The 21711-nt window shown below is 45.9% G+C and carries 27 protein-coding genes; 9 read left to right on the top strand and 18 right to left on the bottom strand.

Annotation, left to right across the window (positions count from 1 at the left end):
* Positions 1-342: 342 nt before the first annotated feature.
* From Q4Q54_RS20835 to Q4Q54_RS20755, 17 genes are all read right to left on the bottom strand, one after another.
* A complete protein-coding gene (locus Q4Q54_RS20835; protein ID WP_311989471.1) occupies positions 343-1659 on the bottom strand; it encodes an McrC family protein in 1317 nt (438 codons plus the stop codon).
* Positions 1656-3716: an AAA family ATPase gene (locus Q4Q54_RS20830; protein ID WP_311989470.1), complete on the bottom strand. Its 2061-nt coding sequence runs from the start codon at positions 3714-3716 to the stop codon at positions 1656-1658. The genes Q4Q54_RS20835 and Q4Q54_RS20830 overlap by 4 nt, the downstream gene beginning before the upstream one ends.
* A gap of 96 nt (positions 3717-3812) precedes the next feature.
* Complete coding sequence (locus Q4Q54_RS20825; RefSeq protein ID WP_311989469.1) at positions 3813-4799, bottom strand: HNH endonuclease; 987 nt, start codon at positions 4797-4799, stop codon at positions 3813-3815.
* A 63-nt stretch (positions 4800-4862) separates the two neighbouring features.
* Entirely contained in the window at positions 4863-5012 is a 150-nt protein-coding gene (locus Q4Q54_RS20820) for a hypothetical protein (RefSeq protein WP_311989468.1), read from the bottom strand.
* Positions 5013-5353: 341 nt separating this feature from the next.
* Positions 5354-6334: a patatin-like phospholipase family protein gene (locus Q4Q54_RS20815; protein ID WP_311989467.1), complete on the bottom strand. Its 981-nt coding sequence runs from the start codon at positions 6332-6334 to the stop codon at positions 5354-5356.
* On the bottom strand, positions 6331-7164 hold the full coding sequence (locus tag Q4Q54_RS20810) for a hypothetical protein (protein WP_311989466.1): 834 nt from the start codon (positions 7162-7164) through the stop codon (positions 6331-6333). The genes Q4Q54_RS20815 and Q4Q54_RS20810 overlap by 4 nt, the downstream gene beginning before the upstream one ends.
* Before the next feature lies 1 nt (position 7165).
* Positions 7166-9394 (bottom strand): dynamin family protein, encoded by a 2229-nt coding sequence (locus tag Q4Q54_RS20805; protein WP_311989465.1) that lies wholly within the window; start codon positions 9392-9394, stop codon positions 7166-7168.
* A gap of 972 nt (positions 9395-10366) precedes the next feature.
* The gene (locus Q4Q54_RS20800) at positions 10367-10726 is read right to left on the bottom strand and encodes a hypothetical protein (RefSeq protein WP_006083861.1); all 360 of its coding nucleotides are present in this window, start codon (positions 10724-10726) and stop codon (positions 10367-10369) included.
* Positions 10716-10931, bottom strand: coding sequence for a helix-turn-helix transcriptional regulator (locus Q4Q54_RS20795; RefSeq protein ID WP_006082023.1), 216 nt, complete (start codon positions 10929-10931; stop codon positions 10716-10718). The genes Q4Q54_RS20800 and Q4Q54_RS20795 overlap by 11 nt, the downstream gene beginning before the upstream one ends.
* A gap of 72 nt (positions 10932-11003) precedes the next feature.
* On the bottom strand, positions 11004-12272 hold the full coding sequence (locus tag Q4Q54_RS20790; RefSeq protein WP_311989464.1) for a tyrosine-type recombinase/integrase: 1269 nt from the start codon (positions 12270-12272) through the stop codon (positions 11004-11006).
* Entirely contained in the window at positions 12273-12497 is a 225-nt protein-coding gene (locus Q4Q54_RS20785) for a hypothetical protein (protein WP_006082025.1), read from the bottom strand.
* Positions 12487-13170 (bottom strand): replication protein P, encoded by a 684-nt coding sequence (locus Q4Q54_RS20780; protein ID WP_311989463.1) that lies wholly within the window; start codon positions 13168-13170, stop codon positions 12487-12489. The genes Q4Q54_RS20785 and Q4Q54_RS20780 overlap by 11 nt, the downstream gene beginning before the upstream one ends.
* On the bottom strand, positions 13167-14024 hold the full coding sequence (locus tag Q4Q54_RS20775) for a helix-turn-helix domain-containing protein (protein ID WP_311989462.1): 858 nt from the start codon (positions 14022-14024) through the stop codon (positions 13167-13169). The genes Q4Q54_RS20780 and Q4Q54_RS20775 overlap by 4 nt, the downstream gene beginning before the upstream one ends.
* Positions 14025-14168: 144 nt before the next feature.
* Positions 14169-14921 (bottom strand): hypothetical protein, encoded by a 753-nt coding sequence (locus tag Q4Q54_RS20770; protein WP_311989461.1) that lies wholly within the window; start codon positions 14919-14921, stop codon positions 14169-14171.
* Between the two features lie 174 nt (positions 14922-15095).
* Positions 15096-15422 carry a hypothetical protein gene (locus tag Q4Q54_RS20765; RefSeq protein WP_263238612.1) on the bottom strand — a complete coding sequence of 109 codons (327 nt, stop codon included), beginning with the start codon at positions 15420-15422 and terminating at the stop codon, positions 15096-15098.
* A gap of 5 nt (positions 15423-15427) precedes the next feature.
* Positions 15428-16051: a hypothetical protein gene (locus tag Q4Q54_RS20760; protein WP_311989460.1), complete on the bottom strand. Its 624-nt coding sequence runs from the start codon at positions 16049-16051 to the stop codon at positions 15428-15430.
* A gap of 43 nt (positions 16052-16094) precedes the next feature.
* Complete coding sequence (locus tag Q4Q54_RS20755) at positions 16095-16289, bottom strand: Cro/CI family transcriptional regulator (protein WP_012089452.1); 195 nt, start codon at positions 16287-16289, stop codon at positions 16095-16097.
* A 105-nt stretch (positions 16290-16394) separates the two neighbouring features.
* On the opposite strand from Q4Q54_RS20755, the gene Q4Q54_RS20750 reads away from it, so the two are divergent.
* The gene (locus Q4Q54_RS20750) at positions 16395-17105 is read left to right on the top strand and encodes a helix-turn-helix transcriptional regulator (RefSeq protein WP_311889964.1); all 711 of its coding nucleotides are present in this window, start codon (positions 16395-16397) and stop codon (positions 17103-17105) included.
* A gap of 215 nt (positions 17106-17320) precedes the next feature.
* Here the strand turns inward: Q4Q54_RS20750 and Q4Q54_RS20745 are convergent, their stop codons facing one another.
* Positions 17321-17710 carry a contact-dependent growth inhibition system immunity protein gene (locus Q4Q54_RS20745; protein WP_311989459.1) on the bottom strand — a complete coding sequence of 130 codons (390 nt, stop codon included), beginning with the start codon at positions 17708-17710 and terminating at the stop codon, positions 17321-17323.
* Positions 17711-18322: 612 nt separating this feature from the next.
* Between Q4Q54_RS20745 and Q4Q54_RS20740 the strand changes: the two genes are divergently transcribed.
* The 8 genes from Q4Q54_RS20740 (at position 18323) to Q4Q54_RS20705 (ending at position 21656) form a co-directional block, all read left to right on the top strand.
* Positions 18323-18685, top strand: coding sequence for a hypothetical protein (locus Q4Q54_RS20740; protein WP_311989458.1), 363 nt, complete (start codon positions 18323-18325; stop codon positions 18683-18685).
* Positions 18686-18825: 140 nt separating this feature from the next.
* A complete protein-coding gene (locus Q4Q54_RS20735; RefSeq protein WP_011847795.1) occupies positions 18826-19173 on the top strand; it encodes a hypothetical protein in 348 nt (115 codons plus the stop codon).
* 30 nt (positions 19174-19203) lie between these two features.
* Positions 19204-19833: a hypothetical protein gene (locus Q4Q54_RS20730; RefSeq protein WP_311989457.1), complete on the top strand. Its 630-nt coding sequence runs from the start codon at positions 19204-19206 to the stop codon at positions 19831-19833.
* On the top strand, positions 19830-20219 hold the full coding sequence (locus Q4Q54_RS20725) for a hypothetical protein (protein ID WP_311989456.1): 390 nt from the start codon (positions 19830-19832) through the stop codon (positions 20217-20219). Before Q4Q54_RS20730 ends, Q4Q54_RS20725 begins: the two co-directional genes overlap by 4 nt.
* Positions 20216-20860 (top strand): hypothetical protein, encoded by a 645-nt coding sequence (locus tag Q4Q54_RS20720; protein WP_311989455.1) that lies wholly within the window; start codon positions 20216-20218, stop codon positions 20858-20860. The genes Q4Q54_RS20725 and Q4Q54_RS20720 overlap by 4 nt, the downstream gene beginning before the upstream one ends.
* Entirely contained in the window at positions 20857-21150 is a 294-nt protein-coding gene (locus Q4Q54_RS20715; protein WP_259520236.1) for a hypothetical protein, read from the top strand. Before Q4Q54_RS20720 ends, Q4Q54_RS20715 begins: the two co-directional genes overlap by 4 nt.
* Positions 21151-21429: a hypothetical protein gene (locus tag Q4Q54_RS20710; RefSeq protein WP_011847799.1), complete on the top strand. Its 279-nt coding sequence runs from the start codon at positions 21151-21153 to the stop codon at positions 21427-21429.
* Positions 21426-21656 (top strand): hypothetical protein, encoded by a 231-nt coding sequence (locus Q4Q54_RS20705; protein WP_012586784.1) that lies wholly within the window; start codon positions 21426-21428, stop codon positions 21654-21656. The genes Q4Q54_RS20710 and Q4Q54_RS20705 overlap by 4 nt, the downstream gene beginning before the upstream one ends.
* Positions 21657-21711: the final 55 nt, after the last annotated feature.

Genomic DNA, 21711 nt, shown 5'->3' with positions numbered 1-21711 from the left:
AGCGGAAACTATTAATACAAAACAAACAAATACAAATCATTGCATCCTCTTCTAGGGTTGATGCAATGACTCGACTGTGCCCCACTGCAGCATCGGTTTAAGTGCTCCCATCTTTTTGAGGGGATCTAGGGATTATCAAGGCCGCATTGAAGAAACTGTTGAATGTAAAAGCCCTATCGCCACACAACATACCAGAAACAACTAAGGCAAAGAAAACGTGTGATTTTCTCACTCGCCATCCTCGCACATCATGTCTATATCAGCCCTATCAATCCCGTTATCTCAACAAGCGATTAGCCAGCGCGCGATTAGCGGACACACCTTCAGGCAAACACGGAAGGATCATATGACCAGAACAGGCAAAGACAACCGACTTAGTGAATCATCCTGCTGGCTGGGTAATACCAGACGGGGAGGTAAACTCATATCCAACTCAAACGGCAAGACCCACAGCGTCAGGCGCTTATCATAATGGAACGGTTCGAGAGGTTCTTTTAGCTCAATCCATGATGGGTAGATCAGCACCAGATGGCCCTCATCTTGGTCATGCAAGTATTTGTGACCATAGGCAAATAACTGGTAAAGATCGCTCTGGCTGATGCCGTAGTTTTCCTCACGACTACCGCTATTGAGACGCTTCCACTTTATATCCAATATCCAACGTTTAGTGCCATGATGAAGCAGAAGGTCTGGTTGCAGTTGAAACATAGTCTTGCCCTGGTGTGAACACAGGAACTGACTGCCAGCTTGTGCCTTGAGGCTAGCACCGGGCAACAACTGTTCACGCAAACACGCCTCAACGTAGCGTTCGAACAGTTTCTCCATAGGGAAAAGTAAGCTGACTCCACGCCACTCACCATGCAGACTGCTCGGCATGGCTCGATAGAGAATAAGCTCGCACCATGGTCGTGCTCTCTGATAGTGGGCCATCAGACGGTCACATCGCCACAGTCTAAAGTCTCCTTCTACGTCCCGACTCATCGGAATCTCAGCCAGCAGGTGTCGCAACTCTTGCGCTAAACGCCTGTTATCCGGGTGCTGAGTGGTATTTTCAACCGTCTCCAGGGCCAGTTTGAGTAGGCGGTTCTCGGCCCGGTCGGGCAGAAAAATATCATAACGCAGAGCGAAGTGATGGCCCCTCCTTGGAGGCTGGCGCATTTGTCGTACCACATCAAGTTGTCCTCGCAGAAATGGTTCTATCGACTCCCGGCGCTGATAGTCGGAACGCACCCCGCGTTTGACTAGCTGATCGAGTTCGGTGAGAAAACGTGCCATTACCCATTCGCTAAGGGGCATATTGAAGCAATCAAGCGATGCTTCCGTCACCTCACGAGAAGGCAAATCGAGAGAACTTTCGAGCATACGGCGAATGAGCTCTCGGCCCAGTTCTGGAGAGTCACCATCATTAGCAGTCTTGGGTAATATTTCTATCACTTGACCCGTGGGAGTCTCAATCACCCCCACATAGCTATCCAGTTGCAGAGTACGACTGTCTTCCAGTTCGGTTAGCGCTGGTTCATGGTTCACTTTGTAACGCTTGCTCAACTGACATAACCAATCGAAATCAGCTGGCTCTATCTGTGCAAGTGCCAAGCTTGGCTGGGCCACAGGCCTAGTAGTCAGGCGACCATATTCTCGAACCTTTATAGGGGCCTTCACTGCCCCTCCTTATCGCCTGTGATAGTCAACGCATAACTAGCAATATTGTCAAACGCATCAGAGTTAAGCACCCAGCGCTGACGCTGCCTACCGACTGGCACATCACCCAGCAGAGACTTAATATCAAGCTTAGGAGCTTGCAGGAACATGGTCTCAGGTTGGTTTTTGCGGTGATCATTAAGCACCCAGGCAATTCGCTGCCAATCCTCGAAGAAATACTCCTGCAATAGCGGTAAGACCTGATTCTGGAAAATAGCACTCAGTTTATCCAGTGTAGGCTCTTCTTTGAGTAACATAAAATTAGCGTGACCGAGGCAATGGTCACGGTCTAGCAGCACTTCTATCCGTTGATTAAGTACATTCAGAAGCTCGCCAACGTTGACAAGATATTCTCCATTTTTGACGACGACATCTTCCAGCAATTCTGGGCGAGGAGGCATTTCTTCAAATTCAAAACGGCGGCGCAGAGCAATATCTAATCCGGACAAAGAACGATCGGCGGTGTTCATTGTGCCGATTAGATAAAGATTATCTGGCACGCTAAAGTGACGTTTTGAATAAGGTAAGATTGTGGTCAGCGCCTCACTCGCTCCAGCCCGCTTGCTTGGCTCAATGAGGGTTATCAGCTCGCCAAATATACGCGAGACGTTGCCCCGGTTGATTTCGTCAATAATCAGCACGAACGGCTTACGCCGACTACTGACCGGCGGTAGGTATTGACTAGGCAAACCGCAATATTTTTTCAAGTAGTCGAGCATACCCTGCACGTAAGAAGGGTTATAACCGACTTTTTTACCGGTCTGATATAAGGTCCGAACGTGATCCATATTGGCCGAATCTGGGTTGCGATTTCCCAACCTATTTTCCTGCTCGACCAAGAAGGTACACTTCTCAGCTGAATAGCGTGCCCGGAAGCACTTGCTACGGATCGTCTGCATTGGCAACCAACCATCATCGCTCTGTTCGGCTTGTTCAGCTAACTTCCGTAGTGACTGTTCAAAAGGGTCGTCAGTAGCTATTACCCCCCATCCAGCACGCTCGCAAATGTTGGCAAACACACCGGGCTCCACCTTATACTCCAGCCCACCGTCTTCCCGGCTATCAGCCCTAATCCCCTCCACAAAGTCCTCATAGCTAAAACTTTGATGGAATGTGACAAAGGCCACTTGTCCAGCCTCTTGATAACCATAAAATGCAGCCTTAAGTTCATCTCGGCTGACGCCCGGTTTGGCCAGCAGCGTAGGCTCAAGTATCGCCAGCGCCTTATCAATGGTCCGGTAAGTTTTACCAGTTCCTGGAGGACCATAAAGGATCAGATTCAGCGGTGTACTGATGGCTTGATTAGACATGTGATTATCCATTGCACTTCCTTGAAGAGACATTCCTGTGCAATCACATAAGTTCTCTAAACTTATGCCGTAATAGGGTTGCAATATATTTTTTTCAAATAAAGCTAACTCAGCCATTCGCGTAGATAACTTACCAATAGTATTATTGTAGCTAGGTGACCAGCCTTTACTCACTCCGGAATATTTCTTTAATTCAGGTAACTCATAAATAACTTCATATTTCCTAAGCAACCATTCTTGCCCTAAAGGAGAGCTAGCATCAGTAAGAATATCACTGGCAACTCTAACTAAAGCTTTTACATCTCCACTGCGATAAAGACTGACAATATCGCCAACCTGAACTTCATTATAAAATTTATTCCCTTGGTTTTTTCCTGTATCGCGGTGAACTGAAATGTAATGGTTTTTATCAAGCCAACGTGAGGATTCATCAGATATTTCTCCAGTACCATGAGAAACCTTCCAAATAGTAGGTAACCGATTTTGCAGGTTTTTGTTCACCAACGTATAGCCTGCATTTTTGAAGTACTTCACAGCATCTGAAGTGTTGAACGTTGAATGTTGAACATTATGAATGTGACTATATAAAGCCTTAGCAGGGTATAGCTCCCCCTCCACTTCAACAAAATGTTGAAAATCATTTTCATAGTAGCCAACTTTATTTAGCTGAACGATAGCTTCACTAATCGTGCGAACTTCAGAATCCATGTAAACTTGTCTCCCTAGTTTTTATTTTTAAAGATCTCAGCTTGTTCTAGTACGCTCTTGTAGACTTCATCATTTTCAACAGGCGAAAATCCGAAGTTATGCAACTAAAGCTTCAGCTTGAACTTCAGTTTGGGGCATATTGCTAAAAATCAAAAAATAGCTCCCCTTGAAAACCTCTGAGCGGTGGAAATCTAGATATTTAGCCTGGTCTTGGTTAAATTCCCCAACATTATTGGGTAGTCTAACGCCCCATGTTTCTAGGGTGGCGACAATGTCCGGCCCAGAGCAAAGCAGTTCGCCATTATCTTCGAAACTGATCCAACCACCATCAAAGAGCTTGTCAATATGAGGAGAGAGTAATAGTCCGTTATTGCCATCTAGCCGTTCACTATTAGCACTGACTCGCCAAGGTTTGATGTGACTGGCAATTAGAAGATTCTTAGTTCTGATACCAGTCACTCGGCAAGAGAGCTCAATCGTCTCAACATTTTTACGGAACACACCCTGGCCACGTCGAGCCATAATCTGCTGTTGCTTTTCCGTCACGTCTAAGCTGGAGGAGTTTATGGATGCAACGGCTTCCTCTTCCTCATTGTCTTTAAGCTCAAGCTCAAGTGCATCAATGAGGTCGTTGTCAGTTTCTCTCGCTAGAGAGAAGATCAAATTACCCAGTTCTTCACCGATAGCAGCCAAATAACAGCTTTGATTACCGTTACCATTTGTTTGTAAGGGAGCGTTTTTTCCCGGAAGCAGGGTCTTGATTTTGTCTATGTGAGCTTTAGGTCGAATGGGCTGCTTTAATATTTCCCACCGGATCGACACTTTCCATCCCACGTTTGACCAAGCATCACCAGCGACACCAAAGTCAGGCTTAGGCTGCTCACTATGTGCCTCAGTCACGGTACCAATCGCTTTTATCAAGGTGCTAGCGTAAGAAAAAACAATATCTCCCGGCTTGATCAGCTTGAGATTGATATAGGTCTGATTCTTAGCACCATTACTGTTTGTCTTAGGTGACCAAATGTAGCCACCTTCAACTTCTTGCTTGTAAGTTTGTTTATGATTGACCCACCAGAATTTCATTTATTCCACCCTTTTTTTGGTCAACGGTATATCTAAATGAGAGTCGCCCCATCATCCATAATGTTACTTCTTAAAGTTCTCAGCTTGTTCTTGTACGCTTTTGTAGACCGCATCATTGGCCATAGATGGAAAGCTGTAGCGATACAGCAGTAGGATCAGGTCTACGGCTGATGTCGTCGCGGTTGGTCCAGTCGGAATACTGGACACTATCATCCACTGTCACCTTCATGTTTTTAGTCAGCTCTCACAGCTTATCTTCATCGTAGATGAAGTCGTACTTCACACACATGTGTTCAAGGATATTGAGAAACGCATTCACTGACTCACTTTGGGACATAAATGATTTATGCTCCATCGCACATTTTGGGACAGAAGTGAGCTAGAACTGCGGCTCTAAAGGCTGCTAGTAGGATTAATAAAAGTATGGCTGCTTAATGGACTACTTAGTGTCTCAAAAAAAAGGAGCTTACCACTCTGTATTTCAAACCTTCTTTATCTTGCAACATACTAGACCGGCACCCGAAAGTGAGCTAAATCCAGCCTTCGATTATTGACTAGAGCTTTGCCAATAAACTATCTATTTCATCTAGTTCATTTTCCACTTGCAACTCTAATTCACTCTTTCTTTTTAGTTCTTTTATCACCCTGACGGTATCTTCATAACCCATAGCAGAAAGGTAATTAATTTTATCTTTTGAAAAGTTCATCATTGACTGAACTCCAGAAAAGGCCCCTTCTTCCGTAACGAATTTATCATTAGGTCGAATTTCAATTACTTTGGTTTCACTTGAATCATATTCATGACGATTAAAATTTGAACCATTTGAAAGATGACTAACAAAACAAACATCACACTTTCCAATTAACTTTTCTATTGGGGTGTTATCTCTTATGCCACCATCGTAATGGGTTTTACCTTCTATGGTTCTTGTTTGATAAAGCAAAGGTAATGCTGCAGAAGCCATTACTGTTTCAAAAAGCTCATCATCACTTAAGGTTTTTAATTCATGATAACTAGCACTTTTACCGTCAATGCCTAGCTCATTTTTAATAAATTCAGCTACAGCTTCATAGCCTGCACCTTCAAATGTAGATACCCAAATATCTGACCACTCTGCCTTTTTGCTTAAATCTACATACTGATGAAATTTATCTAAAATTGGCTGGTCATCTAACAGGCCCTCCTCATCAGTAAACTGATTAATTACAACTCTCGCAGCTGTACCTGCTTTTCTTGCAAAAGGATTTGGGTATGAAGCAGCCAAAGAAGCAAGTGCCTTAGCAACACTAATAAAAACAGCCTTTTCATTTACCTTTACCGGGTTATTAACTATCAGATCTTGCCAAACCAACTCCAAACGTTGATATGCTTCAGCCATACTAGGCGCTGAGGCCGCAATGACTGCATTTAGTGCACCGATACTTGCGCCGGAATATATATCAACATCAATATCATGTTCATGAAGCGCCTTCAATATTCCTACATGGTAAGCGCCTTTAGCTGCGCCGCCTGATAATACTAGGCCAATTCTCATCTAAGTCTCCCTTCTAAAAGAGAGCTCGTTAAACGTGACACCGACATTACTGGCATAATGACACATTCGGTTCCATGTAAATCGTCTAAAAGCATCTTTGAGGTAAATTGGTACATTGGGTTTTCTACACTGCCTAATGCCAGGTTAATTGCATCTAACATTATTGGTGATTTATCTTTAGCTAATTTAGCCAGCTCAATTTCATGATATATAGGTACAAGTTGTTCGGGTGTACAGCCAAACTTAATTTTAAACGCCGCTAATACCTCACTTTTAACCCAGTCGCAAAAAACACTATCTTCAAGCTCACCATTACCGATACATTCCCACTTAAGCTGAGTTAGCAACATTACCAAGCTGAAATAAGCTTGCATTTGGTCATTTTGACTTTTCCAGTTATTAATAACGGTTCTAACTCGGTCACGAATATCAATTTTCTGCTCTAAAACAGAAACTCGTTGATCTAATGAATTTAGGGCAGTCTCAAAGCGCTCTTTCCACACACTCACGTCTTTTTTCAACTCAAGTAAGGCGCTAATGGTTTTTTTTAAGCCTTGCTGCGTTTGAATTAGCTGTTTTACTCTTCTTTCATCTAACTCAGATAATTTTTCTATAGCATTGGTGAACTCTTCATTAATTTGGTGCTGCTTTTTATCTTGTGTACCAAAAACCAAATTAACTGCACGAGTAACAAATGAATTTTTATTTTTCAACGCATTATTTTGATCTTTTGAAACGTTAATACTATTTTGAAGTTCAATAAATGCGACATCCGCTAAAAAGCTATATTGGCCAACCAATTTATCAACCGTTTTTTCATGATCACTCATATTAAGCTTCCTTTTCTTTTTCTAAACCATGAGCAATTTCTTGGCAATTTTCAGCGATGCCATCAAGACCGGTTATTTGATAACGTAGATAGGATTCCTTTACGGTTTGCTCTTCTGACACTCTATTCTTTTCTTCAATTGCTGACCTTGAACTATGCTGAACAATTTCACAAAGTTGGCTAATTTCACTTTGGTATTCATCCGCAACCCCTTGTAATTTATCTTTTATAATCGATAAACTATCTTTATTAATAGCCTTCACTTGATCGATTAATGCTTTAATATATGATTCTTTATTAAACGTTTTTGTTGTTTCAGTAGAGGTTTCATAGGCGATTGAGTCTGGAAACCATGAGAGGCTAATAAAGCCAAATAATTTGCGTTCACGCCTCGTGATCTCGGTTTTTTCTTCGATATGATCATCCTTGTCGATAGCATCATGATCAAATTCAATTTTTATATGTAATGCTCTCGGTGTTAAATTAATATCACCTAATAGCTCTTTTTCAATCAAGTTAGAAAACTTATCGACATCACTTTGTAAATCTTTGGCTAATAAAGTAGAGCTTTCTTTTAATTTTTTATCGATAGCCTTTTGTATCGCTGAAACCATTTTGACTAGTGTTTTTTTAAAGGCATCTTCGCTATTTTTTTCAGTTGGTGACCGACTATCTGGATTATTTTTAAAGAAGTGAAATAAATCTTTGAACCAAATTTTTTGTTCTTTCGTGCTAACTACTTTAAATTCAAGTTTATCGATATTAATCGAGTCGAGAGACCATTTTATATGCTTTTCTGTGTCTGTAATTTGGCTTTTTTGCCAGCTTAGCAACTTTTGTTCAGTAGAAAACATTAACTCCTTTAAAGAAGTTAAACCCTCTTCCACACGGCTAACTCTTTGTGTTAATTCTTCTACGGTTCTTCTTGATGAGTCAATATCCGTTTCTAAGCAACATATTAAACGCTTTTCTATTAGTGCCTTTAATTTGGTTAACGATGCAATTAACGTATCAGGCCCGGCATTTTGATAGGCTCTGGTAATAGCCGTGTCAATAAACTCACCTATTTTAGAGCTTTTAAACATCTTATTTGCTAAGCGAAGAGTCTCTTTTGGATTATCAATAACTTCAAGGTCATCTTCATCCTCTTCATCCCACTCACCACCGGTGGTATTATCAAGAAAATCACGTTGCCACCCTTGCAAGCCTGCTAGCTCGAATTTTTTATGGCTGACTAGAAACTCTAATGCTTGGCTACTTAGCAAGGCGTTTCGAGCCGACACAGGAAAAATATAGTCATCATCAAGTGCTATATCCTCTAATAACTCTTCTTTTACATAACGCACCGTTTCAGATTTTTTCATTGATCTGTGATCTTTAGCGTCAAAGCGATTAACTGCCACAATCAATCTGTCTTTATACCCGCTTGCTTCTTCTTTAATGCGAATACGCATAGCTTCATCGGCTTCAGAGGCTAAATCGGTATAATTGAGGACTAACAACAAGGCTGATGAACGGGCGATTTGTTGGTCAACAATGTTTTTAAGAATCGGTAATCTCGCTTCATTGGCACCTGGGGTATCAACCACCACAAAATGACTAACGTCACAGCCGGTCTCTACACTTTCTAGTACCTTAAATTCTGTAAATAACGTTGGAAAGTCATCTGAATTTCGAAACATATTATTAAGCTTGTCTCGATATTTTGTTTGGTCAAAGCAGAAACGGCAAATATCATTAATCACCTCAAGTTCTTCATGAATTTGTTCAAGGTTACATAACGTTTGGTTAAACACGAAGTTATTATTGGCAAGTCGTTGCGCAATCAAAGAGGTTTCATGGCTGGTAGTATAACCTTCTTGTTTAAGCTGTTTTAAAAGCTGACTAAATGCTGCGGCATGCTTAAATTGGTAGTTAACCCCCGCGATACTTTTATCATGCTTGATGTAAGTCGGAATAACAGTCATCGCGGTATTCCTACTGGGTAAAAGCTCTTTACCAACAATACTATTAATTAAGGTCGACTTACCAGCTTTCATAATACCAACAACAGATAGTACCAACTCTAATTTTTCTGTACTTTGTTGAATATTGGCTATCTCTACATTGAATGACTTTCTCATGTCAGGAGACAGATTAACTTCTTTCGCAATTTCTGCAGTTTGCTCAAGCAACTTTAGTGTGGTTTGTCTCGATGCAATAACTATTTTATTCTTATTAAAAACGTTCATTTGAGTTCCTTTCAGTTTTTATTAATTTTAAATGGATTATCCGATTGATATATATATAGTAATTTTATACAGAATTTTGATAGGTGATGAACCCAGGGCGACCGCATGAGTTGTCCGCTTTTCACTCACCTTAGCCAATCCTGCTTGTAAAACTCTTTCTAAAAAGGAGGTTTTCATCCTCTCCTTTTTTTGTTTAGTTGGTATACTCACTTTTGTTGGCTCTGTAGTGGCATAGTAAATCAGGCCACCTAATAAGAAATGTTACGATCTCACTGTTTTCACTTACATCTCAAAAATCAGGCAGGCTACCGCACGAGGCTATAGCTACCACACGAGGCCATAGCTACCACAATGCGAATGTCATCTGTTTAACACAGGTCTTGTATGCACAATAATCAATGCGTTTCGCCGCAGTAAGTACAGCGTTCAGCTTGGCTTTAGGTGCGCTTAACTATAATAAAATCAAGGAGATTATACGTTTGTATAGGGAGTGATTAGTGATAGGTATCAAGAAGTTGTGATTTAACACACATGATACATCGTCCCTGATGCAAGTATTTGTCATCGCTGTGCTGTGATGCGGTATTCATCGCAGGTGCACTTTGAGCTCGTCCTTGTTAAGAAAGCAATATACCACTTAATATACAACATGCAAACCAGTAACAACTGGTAATTGTCACTATATTTCAGCCAGTTAAGCATCACCTTAAGTAACCATTCATTTCAAATTAGGTAGGTTTTGCGGTATTTGGCGCTGTAAACGATAACGAAACAGCGTCGTTAACCACGAACTTTAGATCAACCTGCAGTGGAAACAACCTAGATTGACAAGGTTATTCCCATTGCAATGAAAAGTGGAATCGGCATATTTACCGAGATAACGGGCCGAACCTTTGATAAAATCCAGTTAACGGGTTAGCAGTCTTGGTGGACAACCTCTAACCCGCCAGCCCTCACAAGAGGGCGTTCCTTCTAATTCATCCTATCTAGCAGTGCCATTTCGGCTTTTCTTAGCCAGAAGATGTAGGACTTTTTGCTGTCAAATCCCATTAAGGCCCATTGCTCTTTGCAGAGGTAATGGGCGCGGATGGCGCGTTTGCAGTTTATGGATAACTGCTCAACGAGGTGGTCAAAGTGGGCGACGTGGGCAGGCACGTTGAGTTCGTGCTTTAAGTTGCCGCCGCCCAGGGCTTCGCCTAAACGGTCGCAGGCGCTGCGGTTTGAAAACCCCTTGCCTAACTCTTGGTGCACCCAATAACGGCCCCAGCGATACAGCCCTAACCGCAACGCCTTAATGTTCATCCTCTGCTCGGGTTCATCGCTAAAGCCCATTGGCCACCTCATTTATCTTCTCAATCGAAAGCTTAAACACATCAAGGCATATCGATGTCACATCGTCATAGGGCGCAGTCGTACGGCCATTTTCCCAACGTTGGTAAGTGTTGCGGCTAATGCCGTAAATCTCAGCCACTTCGTCTTGGGTCATGCCCCGTAAACGGCGCCCTACTTTCAATACATCCGCGGCGCGATTAGCCATAAATCCTCCTGCGTGAAGTCCATAACCCACTCGTTTTATTTGTGATTGTTTTTGTGATTGTCATTGTTAGCGTCATAACCACCCCACTAACATTGGCTCGTCTGGCTCGCTCGTCTCAATGGTCGATTGGCGCATAATCTCGGGCGCCACATCATCAAACCCCAGCGTGATTAAGTGTGCGTGGTAGGCATCCAACGCCATCAACATGCCCTTATCTAAAGTGCTGTTAACGTAAGTACGCAGCAGTAATGGCAAGGTGTGATTCAATATCCGCTCACCCACCATGGTATCTACGCCCATATCCGCGATAATGGTGCGGCACAGTTTTCTTAATGCATGGGAGGTAAACGCCTTAAACCGAATCGTCTCACTCCAATACTGCGCGGTGCGAATGCTCACCGGCCCTACTTCGCCTGGGAACAAAAACGCCCGCTTGCCCACATGCGTGTATTGCCAGTGGGCGTAATGGGTTATCAGCTTCTTGGCTGTGGGCGTCATGGGCAGTCGGTGCTCTTGGCGGTTCTTGGCATTCTCGGCGGGAATAAACCAGTAATCGCCGGCAAAGTGGTCCCATCTGGCTAAACGGGTTTCACCAATGCGGGTACCGAACATCAGCATCAGCACAAACAGCATCGCCACCGGTCTTGCTGCATTTCGCAATGCGCTGAATAACGGGCCCACGTCCGACTCGCTTAATTGCGTGCCCACCAAAGGCGGCATCTTCAAACTCATTTGCACCCGATACCCCGCCAAGCTATTGGTGTCTAATACCCGTAAATCGGCGGCAACCGATAACGCCCGCTTTAATACCTTCACCGCGGCTTTGATGTAATTGGCCGAATAGCCCTGCGCCAACATGGGTTTGACTAAATAACTGTCCACCGCGATAAAGTTCAGCTCATTGAGCGGTAACTCAGCAAAGCAGCCGCTGAGATGTTTACTCACTAACGATTTACAGTTACTGCGCCAGCTGTTGCTTAAGGTGCGGTTGCATTCCACATGGGTGACAAACCACGCCAGTAATTGCGCTACGTTCGCAAACTCGTTGCTGATTACCGCTTGGCCCATGCTGCGTTTGGCGAGCAAACTGGGTAACTCCGTTAAAAAGGTCTTCAAGCACATCACGGGCCATACACCCTGCTTTTGCCACACGGTTTTGCCCGCTTCGTTCATCACTAAATACACCGAGGCTTGGCGTCTATCGGTCGAGGCCCGTAACCGCACCGCCGGAAACTGCGTGTCCCGAAAGTCCCGCGTCACCCCTGCCCGCAACCAACGGCGTAACACCGCATCGTTTAACTTGCCTTGCTCTACGCCTGTTGCTGTCACAATCTGCGCCATCTAGCCCTCCAACCGATATTCAAAGGTGTGATGGGTACCCGAGCGAATGCGTTTTACCCGCTGGTTCATCGGCATATCCCGAAACCGCGCACTTAACGCCGTCTCACTGTCGTGAACCCCAAAGCGGTTAAAGCTCTCTTGCTGGATTTCAAACAGGGTCCAAAACCGTTTACCTGTGATGATGCGCATCAAGCGTTCGCGCTGGGTCAGTGGTTTAGTCGCCATCGTTTGCCCCCTTAAGCCCAAGGTTGGTTCGTAAATTGGCAATAATTGATTTCGCCTTTGCCGCCTCAGTGGGCCGCGTCACCGTTTCAGGTAGTGCCTTTGGCAACTCAACATCGGTCAACTCGCCACGGCTAAAGCGTCTGCATAACACTTTGTAGTTGCGCTCAAACGTCATTAACACGTCCTTTTCAAGCCCAGTCGCAAACATCCAACTGCCCGTCTCGCGCACCGCTAAGCGCACCACATCATGGCTCCACGTATGCTTGTCAGGGTGATGGTAATGGCGCGTTGCCTCCTTAAACGCCGCCTCTAACTTGGGTAGCCCCAAATCACAAGCCGTGGGTTGACACCACAGCGCAAACTGGCGCGGTGTCGGCCAAAACTGCCTATCGCCCTGCTCGCGTCTCGCGCGATTCAGCCCCGCTTGCACTTGCTCGCGACTCGCAATCCCCTGTGCCGCCAAGGTTTTAAGCCACTCGGCTTTGTGGGTCGCTTCGTCCTCAGGCCGCGGTGCACTCACCGGAAACAACACCCGCAACTTACTAAACACGCTGTCCACAATCGCCATGTCCATTGCCGTGGGTTCGGGTTGGCTAACACGCCCCTGCCCAACCAGCGGCTGGCGGATTAAGGTCTGCAGTGATTTCATGCTCGCATTTTGGTTGGCCGTCATATCAAGGGGTCCTCAGGGTCATATACCGCGTAACTCCAATCCACTTGCCCAACGGCGGTACCCATCGGTCTTGGCAACGGTGTTAGCCAGTGACGTTCGCGGATAAACTTGGTAATGCCGAGCACAAACTGGCCGTTAGCGCTAAAGCCCCAACTCGTATCCAGTGCCGCAGCCTCCTTCAACCAGCTCACCGCCAACACACAATCGGCGTCGGTCAGCTTTTCGGCCTTCCACGCTTTCCACGCAGCCGAATCCGAGCCGCCTTTGCGATGGGCGGGATAGGCTTTGAAAAACGCATTGAAAACCGACTTAGCACTCGTTGCTGGACAAGAGTCTTTTAAAGATTCTTTGATAGGTTCAAAAGAGTGACTGATTCTGGGTGCAGCTCCTGCACCCTCAGAGGGTGAATCTCCTGCACCCATGGGTGCATTTGCTGCACCCTCAAAATTGGCTAGGGGTGAATCTGCTGCACCCCCAGTATTTTCTAGGGGTGAATATGCTGCACCCTCAGTATTTTCTAAGGGTGAATTTGCTGCACCCTCAGAAAAAGGTAGGTTTTGCGCAGGTTTATCACTCAGAACACACGATGAAAAGTCCAAAATATACAGGTTGGATGTATTGCGTTTATGCTCACTCTTGCGGGTAATTTTGCGCACCAGTCCAACGTCAACCAGCGCATTAATGTGGTTAATCGCCGACCGCTCGCTTATCTCGCAAGCCTGCGAAATATACTCGTAACTCGGCCAGCATTCGCCTTGGTCATTGGCGTTATCGGCAAGCTTGATCAACACCAGCTTACGCAGTGGATTACCCACCTTGACCTTCATCGCTTTTACCATCAATTCCATACTCATAAGTCACCCCCAAACAGAGCAACCCACTGCCTAAAATTGACGAAACCATCATGTATACGTAACATGTAATAGCCTCACTTAGGTATTAAGCCCGCATCGGTCGCCAAAACTTCAGCGGGCTTTCTTATGTCTACAACAACGGGATCAACTGCAATGCGCCCCGTTGCCCTCCGCTCGCTCGCCTTCACTGCCAAGCAAGTAAACCTTGTGCGCCAAGTTACTGCGCAACTGGCTAAAAAAATCTCGCCGTTTAATGTGCTCGTTGCGGCTAGTCACGATGGTATTCACATTAGCTGCACTCATATCAGCGGCATTCGCATTAGTCGCACTCGCATCGGCCGCGCCTACATCCGCTGCCAATAGCGCAATAGAACGTTCCGCGCGTTGTTCTTCCATCAGCAGATAATTCATAATCCAATCGATGCTCACCGTCGGCAGCAACAACTGCTTACCACTGCCCAGCAACGCCTTATCCACGATGTCGGTCGCGATAACCGCCCAACGCTCAGGGCGACTATGCTGCAATTCATCGCAGCTCCTTAGCACCTCAACCATTCGGCCCACCTGCGTTCGCCTAAACAACTCCGCCGTGGTATGCCCATGAAAACAGGCAATGTCTTTACCCATGTTCACGCCACTTAACGGGGCCCGTTCAGAGGTTGCCGCGCTAAGCTCATTGGCATTAGGCTCAGTGCTATTAGGCATGTTCGGCTTAGATTTAAGCGCCATCGCCTTAAGCATTAACTGCTTTGCTTGTATCATGAGTAACGTCACTTGCGCGGTTTCCATTTCGGTAAGCGCGGCCACGGCGGGCCTATCATCACTGCTAACTTGCCCATGCACCGAACACGCGGCGCCGCCCTCCAAACAACAAATTAAGCATTCAGGATCAAACATCGTTATGCCCTCACTTCATCTTAGGTATCAAGCCCGCATCGGTCGCCAAACTGTGGCGGGCAATTTGATAACGGCACTTTTTACGCGCCCAGTTATCACTTAACTGATTTGTGAACATGTCATTCACTCCTTCTCTTATTTCAACAACTCATTTCAACAAGTCATTTCAACAAGTCATTTCAACAACTGCCACTTATGCCCATTGGCACACACGGCGCGTTTCGAGCCCGACTTGGTTTGCTTTAAAGCCAAACCGCATTGGCCACACGGCACATCAGCCACCCGCTTAAGCATTACCGCATTAATCTGTGCGCTGTGATTCGCACGTTTAGGCCGATACCCTAACGCCCGCGCCACTTTCACATACTCTTTCGCAATCCATTTGCCATCGGGTTCTAAGTGCAAACCGTCGCCGATCATGTCGCCCAAGCGGATCAACTGCTGGTGCAACTCAGCTTTAGCACTGGCGATAACATTGATGTTTAGGTTCGATTGCGGCATCGCGGTTACTTCTCGGCCGCGAATTGCGCCGCGTTACCGCCATGACTCGCTAAATACGGATACGCCAGCTCTAACGCCGCCATGCTCGCTTGCGTGGTTGCCGCCGACTCTTTTAACTCACGGTGCGCCGCCACTAACTGCTCGCGCTTCGGTGCCGCACCCAAATGGATCACCGCCACTTGTGCCTCGGCGTTCTCTTTGGTGAGCGATGCCGCCATATCGGCCACATGCAACACATGGCCATCACTCATGCGATCGGCAATCACCGTCACCCCAGTGCAACCAAATACATCGTTGAGATACTGCACCCGCAAATGCTCAGGCAGTGCTGCAACCAGTGCTTGCTCAACATGAAACAAGCGATCCGCCTGCGGATGTTGGCCCTCGTACTGGCCGAGCCAACGGAACAGCTTTTGCGCATTTATCCGCGCATCGTTGTGCACGTCTTGCGTGCTCGCAAAGCTAATGCCCTCCGCCGCTAACACCTCACTCAGCCCGAGGCGCTCAACCGCCACAACAAAATCTATCGCCAGCGCAAAGCGCGTCATCTTGGGTAGCTCCAACACCCGATGAATCGTTTTCATCAACAAATTCAAACGGCTGTCATTCTTACGTGAATTGGTTTTCATGCTAATAAGCCTCTCTCTGTTAACGTGTTAGAACGGTTCAGTGTTAAGCGGCGTGCTCAGGGCTCATTAACGGCAACTCTGTCGCCTTGAGTTCACCACCAGTTAACCGTTCGATTTGATAAGCGCGGAGTTCGGGAACGTCTACAGGCCACTTCGATATGGCGGCTTGAGACACGCCAATAGCGGCCGCGAGCTTTGCTTGTGAACCAAAGTGATCTATGGCTGCGGCTTTTTTCATAATGACTCCAAAGTGAATGAAACACAGCAACAATATAACTATGGTTAATTCAAGTCAATAACTTTGGTTAGTTGTCATATATAACCTAGGTAATATACTTAACCAATGAAAACACTTGCCCAAAACATACGTGACAGAATGGAAGCCATAGGCATGACTCAAAAAGAGTTAGCTGAACGAGCAGACATTTCTCAAGTCATGGTACATAAACTAGTCTCCGGTAAAGTTAAAACGACTGGAAAGCTGCTGAACATAGCGGCCGCTTTGCGTTGCACCGCCGAAGAACTTCAATATGGCGAAGAAGTTGCCAAAGCTAAGGCAGCTAACAGAATTGAATCCAATGCTGAATGGGCTGGCGGATTTGAGATATGGGACAGTGATACCCCGTTAGGGGAAGATGAAGTTGAAATACCGTTTTACATGGAAGTAGAGCTAGCCGCAGGCGATGGCATTCTCGATTGCCGTGAATTTAAAGGGCCAAAACTGCGCTTTACTAAGAGCACCCTTAAGCGTCAAGGTGTGAATAGTGACTATGCAGCCTGTGTCAAAGTGAACGGCAACAGCATGGAGCCCATATTACCCCACGGCTCAACGGTCGGTGTTGATACCTCGGCCACCGATGTGATCGACGGCAAAATGTACGCAGTTAACCACGATGGCATGCTGCGTATTAAAGTGCTGTATAAATTACCCGGTGGTGGTTTACGTCTGCGCAGCTACAACACGGACGAATATCCTGACGAACGCCTCGATGCCGACCAAATTAAACAGGTCAAAGTGATCGGCAAAGTGTTTTGGTATTCAGTACTGTTATAAAAAATTTAATCCCCAAAATGGCGCTTATAACTTATTTTGGGGCATAACCTTGTTAGACAATTAACTCTCATTAGCCAAATTCGGATTAACTATTCTATTAGCAACTAAAGCATGTAACGCCCCAAGAAGGGGCAATTACATGTGGGCTAAAATACGGAGCGAAGCGAAGGGAGCCCACATGTAATTGTCCCACTTGCTTGGCTTGTTAGGGCACATTACCACGAAATATTGCTGTCTAGCTTGCTTTTAGCTCTTTGCAGTGTCTCCAGTACAGAGTCAATAGAATGAATTAAATCAAACGCTCTAGCTTTTAACTCTGTATTTGAATCCCAAAACTGCTTGCTGACACCCGACAAAGAACATAGTAAATCACCTTCATACATATCACCTGATACCAACAAATGATTTTCAAGGATATCTAAAGCCAAAGGTATTAAGTAGATCAGTCCAATTTCTTGGCCGATGAGCATTCTAAGGTTTTCAGCCGTTAAATTCTTTAAAGGGGTTTTACGTAGTTTGTGGCAAGCTGTAACTAAATGAGAATTGAATTCTGGCTCTTCCCAGATATCATTTTCTAATACTTCCAATGTTTTCGAATAATCCATATCACCTACCTGACGGGCCCTAACATTTTATTAGTACGCATGCGCGTTTATCACGTTAGACCAGTGAAAACGCGCACAGTTAACTATCTGTATGCAAAGAACTTATCAGCTTTTTATCAAATACACCATCCGGAAAAACGCGCATGCGTGTTTCCCAAACCTATTATCTAATTTTGGAATAGTATATACGAATGATTTTAAAGGGTTTTGTAAATTTTAGAATGGAAAAACGCGCAAAAAAATGAGTTAAAAAACACTCAAAAGTATCCAAATTTAAATACGACTGCATACCCGTACATTGTTAGTCGCTTCACGATAGGGCCACACATTAGACAAATAGATGAGAATTTGTTGGGCAACAGGTGAGGGAATTTTCGATTGTTCTAACGAGCCAAAACACTTTCGGAGCATAACAACGCAATCAACCTCTCCTTACAAACATGACCTAACCTAGCACCAGCATAACCCTCCTTATATCAATATCTTATTCGGTATTACAAGTCGCTCATCAAATCATATAACTAAAATTAACCAAATTAATTAACCATAGTTATTGACCAAGCAATTAACCAAGGTTATATTTTGCTTGTACCCACTACCGAGGACAAGGAAATGATTCTAGCGAAAGTTCACACAACACCTAAGCAACGCGATGAGTTTCGTCTACTGGTTGCAATACGTTTTGCCTGCTTGATGGCGCTGGCCAAGGGCCACACCGACCCAATGGATTGCCCACGGGTGCAAGTCCGTTGCGCCGAGCTGGTCAAGCATTTTGCCTATCACCACCCTAGCGCCGCCTTTTACCGCCAGTTCATTCGCCACACGGGCGAACTCGGGCTCAACTTCAGCCTGCGCTTCACCGAGCCCCAACAAGGCTTGTACGGCAAGGTGATGGTGTGGCGTAACGACTCAATGGCCGTCACTAATGTGCATCCGCTGCACACGATGACCACAGCCACGCCCGTCGGCCGTTAACGCAGTAGAGCCGCAGAGCCGCCGCGCACATCCGCGATTTAGGCTATCTAGGCAAAGCAGCCAAGACAAAGCAACCAAGGGGTGATGGTCCATATCCCTGTAACGATAACGGCGACAGTTTCACCTTGTTGGAGGCAATTATGTTTTTTGTTTACGGCGTGTCCATGACCTTAGCGAAAAATCAAGCGGCCAAGAAGTGCAGCACCTCAGTTGGCGCGCACCCTAACCGCCGTCAACTGAGCCCCGACGAGTACCAAGCTAAGTTGAATGATATGGCGCAGCACTTGTTTGAAACCATGAAGCCACAACGCCTGTCGCATTCGTTATCGACACCCGCGCTGTGCCAGCAATACATCGTGTTAGCCATGACACAAGAAGCCCACCGCGATGTGCATATTCGCTATCACAAGCTGTCGGACAAGGTGAACCCCAAAACCAAGAAACCCATCATCAATTTGGTGGTGTTTAACGGCGAAGCCGCAGCTTAGCCCTGCTGATTCAAAAGGAAGGAATAGCGTATGAACCACCCAACGAGAGCATCATTTTTAAACGATGTTGCAGAACATCAACTCACCATTCTTAAAGATGATGGCGTGTTCCGTCACATGGAACTCAGCCAAGGCAGCTTTGAGCATCGCTTTGAGATCACCACATGGCCGCAGCATCTGTGCATCAGTGGCGATATGGGCTGTTACGTATTTTCTCGGGTTCAGGACATGTTTTGCTTCTTTCGCCAAAGCGGTGATGACTGGGGTGTGAATGCGAGTTACTGGGAAGAAAAGGTACTGGCTGAGTGTAAGACCGACGGCACTCGCGAGTTTGATGCCAAAGAAGCCGATCAACGCCTTGAGCAGTTTTTGCAGTGGTTTGTCGAGGGGCTCGACCCAACGAACGAAGAAGAGGCAGAGGCGATTAACAGCGCGACCAATGCCGTTAAGGAGTTTACCCAAAACCGCGAAAACGTCGAGTGGGATGTGGTTTATCGACTCAATAATTGGGATGAGGAAGATGCGGGCGGCATGACGTTAGATGATTTTTGGGATGGCTGGAAAGACCCCTTCACCTATCGCTTTATCTGGTGCTGTTTCGCGATTGTGTTCGCCATCCGCCAATACGATGAAGCCACCCAAAGCAAGGAGGCAGCATGAGCAACGAACATGATTTTTACGCCAAACATTACCCTTGGCTTAATGCAGATCAACGTGAGTGTTTTGATTTCCTTTGTGACATTCACAACGGCGGCAATCACATGTTTGGCAAAATCCAAGCCTGTGGTGAGCACGGGTTATCAATCAACAGTACTAGCGCGCATTACATGTCTACCTTCGACTATAGCGCCCTCACGACTGCAGTCGTTCTTGCACATGACCGCATGATCCGCTTTCAAATCGAGCCATCGGGCCCGCGCATGTTGAAGCTCGTTGCACATAAACGCCATCAACGTGAAGGCCGAATGAATGAACGCCATCCCAGCATGGAAGACGCGATTAACAATGTAAGGAAGCAATACCCATGTGACGAGGTGGCAGCATGAAACAGCGCCCTATTATCTTCAACACCGAAATGGTGCGCGCCATTCTTGATGGCCGTAAAACACAGACGCGCAGAACGGTTAATCCTGCTCAAGTTCAAAGCGAAAGACTCCCGCTAGAAACATCAAAAGGAATATTCAAGTTTTGGTGTTCTGATGAAGTAAGTAGTCCATTTGGCTTGGTTGGTGATCAACTTTATGTTCGTGAGACTTGGCGACAATTCAATTCATCTGATGAATGTGGTTGCAGTGAATCGCCTTGCTCATGTCCGGCTAACGGAACGGTTCTATTCAAAGCCACGGGTGATAGTGACGAAAGCAAATGGAAACCATCTATCCATATGCCTCGTTCTTGCGCTCGTATTCTGCTTGAAGTCACCGCCGTTAGGGTAGAAAGGCTAAATGATATCAGCGAGCAAGATGCAAAAGCAGAAGGTTTGCAATATCACGCCCTTTACCAAAAGTGGGGTGGCGTTGAAAAGCATTCGAACCATAAACCTCACTCGCCTCATTGGCGTTGGTATAAAAACCCACAGCATGCTTTTAAATCCCTATGGAACTCAATCTATAAAAATTGGGATGCTAACCCGTGGGTGTGGGTGGTCGAGTTCAGGGTGATCAGTACCACAGGCGGTGCAGCATGAACCACTTACTCCCAGGCTTTGAATCACAAGAGCGCGTTGCGTTATTGCTATCGCTCACCCGCATTAGTTCGCCCGAGGTGATCGCCGCGTTAACGCTGCATTACACCAGCGCCCTACCCGCCGAACGCGCGGCCGCTCGCCACGGGATTGAACTGTCGAACTTTATGCGCGGGCAAAAGAAGCTAGAGCAAATCGCCGCCACGGTTGAGGCCATTAAAGCCATCGACTGGGCCAAGCTGCAATTAACTCATTTGCAATCAACCGCTTTGCAACCGAAGCAGGTGGCCTAAATGACTCAATCAGCGGCGTTTCGCCATCTGCTAAATCATTACCGCAGCCATAAGTTAAGCCTGTTACTCAAGGCTACAACGGGCGATAGCATCAAAATCGCGCTGGCACTGGGCGCGTTAGATTGCCTGTACTGGCAAGCATTGGGCAACGGCTTAACCAACTTAGCCAAGGGCATTAGCCGCACCATAGTGTATTCGTACCGATATCACCCTATGCGCCTGCCCTGCCATTCGCCTGTCAGCCAAACCAGCGACAACCAAAACAAGGAGGCGGCATGAATACATTCAGCACTAAAGATGGCGTGGTCACGTTATCTAAGCCCTACTCCACCTTGATGTGCGATCAGCAGCAAATCGAAGTGAAATACACCCCCAACAATTACCACGGCTGGGGCATTTGTAAGTCTTTTAACGCCATCGAGTGCAGCGACTTCGGCCAAGCCGACGCCGAAGTATTCGCACTCAACGCAGAATCAAAACTCAGGATAAAAGGAGAAGCAGCATGAACCCGATACAAGCAGCAACTGTAGAACGTGAAGAAGGTTATTGGACCCATCCCGA

Origin of the sequence: Shewanella sp. SP2S2-4 (assembly GCF_031932025.1) — a bacterium.
Lineage (GTDB): Bacteria > Pseudomonadota > Gammaproteobacteria > Enterobacterales > Shewanellaceae > Shewanella > Shewanella baltica.
The sequence above is the reverse complement of the archived record's forward strand: the minus strand, read 5'-3'. Positions and strand labels throughout refer to the sequence as shown.

Coding starts and splice junctions, on each gene's coding strand:
- Q4Q54_RS20740 (WP_311989458.1), top strand. CDS start 18,323: ATGATTCTAGCGAAAGTTCACACAACACCTAAGCAACGCGATGAGTTT.
- Q4Q54_RS20745 (WP_311989459.1), bottom strand. CDS start 17,710: ATGGATTATTCGAAAACATTGGAAGTATTAGAAAATGATATCTGGGAA.
- Q4Q54_RS20780 (WP_311989463.1), bottom strand. CDS start 13,170: ATGACGGCCAACCAAAATGCGAGCATGAAATCACTGCAGACCTTAATC.
- Q4Q54_RS20830 (WP_311989470.1), bottom strand. CDS start 3,716: ATGGATTCTGAAGTTCGCACGATTAGTGAAGCTATCGTTCAGCTAAAT.
- Q4Q54_RS20705 (WP_012586784.1), top strand. CDS start 21,426: ATGAATACATTCAGCACTAAAGATGGCGTGGTCACGTTATCTAAGCCC.
- Q4Q54_RS20775 (WP_311989462.1), bottom strand. CDS start 14,024: ATGAGTATGGAATTGATGGTAAAAGCGATGAAGGTCAAGGTGGGTAAT.
- Q4Q54_RS20710 (WP_011847799.1), top strand. CDS start 21,151: ATGACTCAATCAGCGGCGTTTCGCCATCTGCTAAATCATTACCGCAGC.
- Q4Q54_RS20770 (WP_311989461.1), bottom strand. CDS start 14,921: ATGTTTGATCCTGAATGCTTAATTTGTTGTTTGGAGGGCGGCGCCGCG.
- Q4Q54_RS20715 (WP_259520236.1), top strand. CDS start 20,857: ATGAACCACTTACTCCCAGGCTTTGAATCACAAGAGCGCGTTGCGTTA.
- Q4Q54_RS20800 (WP_006083861.1), bottom strand. CDS start 10,726: ATGGGCTTTAGCGATGAACCCGAGCAGAGGATGAACATTAAGGCGTTG.
- Q4Q54_RS20820 (WP_311989468.1), bottom strand. CDS start 5,012: ATGATAGTGTCCAGTATTCCGACTGGACCAACCGCGACGACATCAGCC.
- Q4Q54_RS20805 (WP_311989465.1), bottom strand. CDS start 9,394: ATGAACGTTTTTAATAAGAATAAAATAGTTATTGCATCGAGACAAACC.
- Q4Q54_RS20810 (WP_311989466.1), bottom strand. CDS start 7,164: ATGAGTGATCATGAAAAAACGGTTGATAAATTGGTTGGCCAATATAGC.
- Q4Q54_RS20785 (WP_006082025.1), bottom strand. CDS start 12,497: ATGGCGACTAAACCACTGACCCAGCGCGAACGCTTGATGCGCATCATC.
- Q4Q54_RS20735 (WP_011847795.1), top strand. CDS start 18,826: ATGTTTTTTGTTTACGGCGTGTCCATGACCTTAGCGAAAAATCAAGCG.
- Q4Q54_RS20760 (WP_311989460.1), bottom strand. CDS start 16,051: ATGAAAACCAATTCACGTAAGAATGACAGCCGTTTGAATTTGTTGATG.
- Q4Q54_RS20765 (WP_263238612.1), bottom strand. CDS start 15,422: ATGCCGCAATCGAACCTAAACATCAATGTTATCGCCAGTGCTAAAGCT.
- Q4Q54_RS20725 (WP_311989456.1), top strand. CDS start 19,830: ATGAGCAACGAACATGATTTTTACGCCAAACATTACCCTTGGCTTAAT.
- Q4Q54_RS20750 (WP_311889964.1), top strand. CDS start 16,395: ATGAAAACACTTGCCCAAAACATACGTGACAGAATGGAAGCCATAGGC.
- Q4Q54_RS20815 (WP_311989467.1), bottom strand. CDS start 6,334: ATGAGAATTGGCCTAGTATTATCAGGCGGCGCAGCTAAAGGCGCTTAC.
- Q4Q54_RS20825 (WP_311989469.1), bottom strand. CDS start 4,799: ATGAAATTCTGGTGGGTCAATCATAAACAAACTTACAAGCAAGAAGTT.
- Q4Q54_RS20795 (WP_006082023.1), bottom strand. CDS start 10,931: ATGGCTAATCGCGCCGCGGATGTATTGAAAGTAGGGCGCCGTTTACGG.
- Q4Q54_RS20720 (WP_311989455.1), top strand. CDS start 20,216: ATGAAACAGCGCCCTATTATCTTCAACACCGAAATGGTGCGCGCCATT.
- Q4Q54_RS20790 (WP_311989464.1), bottom strand. CDS start 12,272: ATGGCGCAGATTGTGACAGCAACAGGCGTAGAGCAAGGCAAGTTAAAC.
- Q4Q54_RS20730 (WP_311989457.1), top strand. CDS start 19,204: ATGAACCACCCAACGAGAGCATCATTTTTAAACGATGTTGCAGAACAT.
- Q4Q54_RS20755 (WP_012089452.1), bottom strand. CDS start 16,289: ATGAAAAAAGCCGCAGCCATAGATCACTTTGGTTCACAAGCAAAGCTC.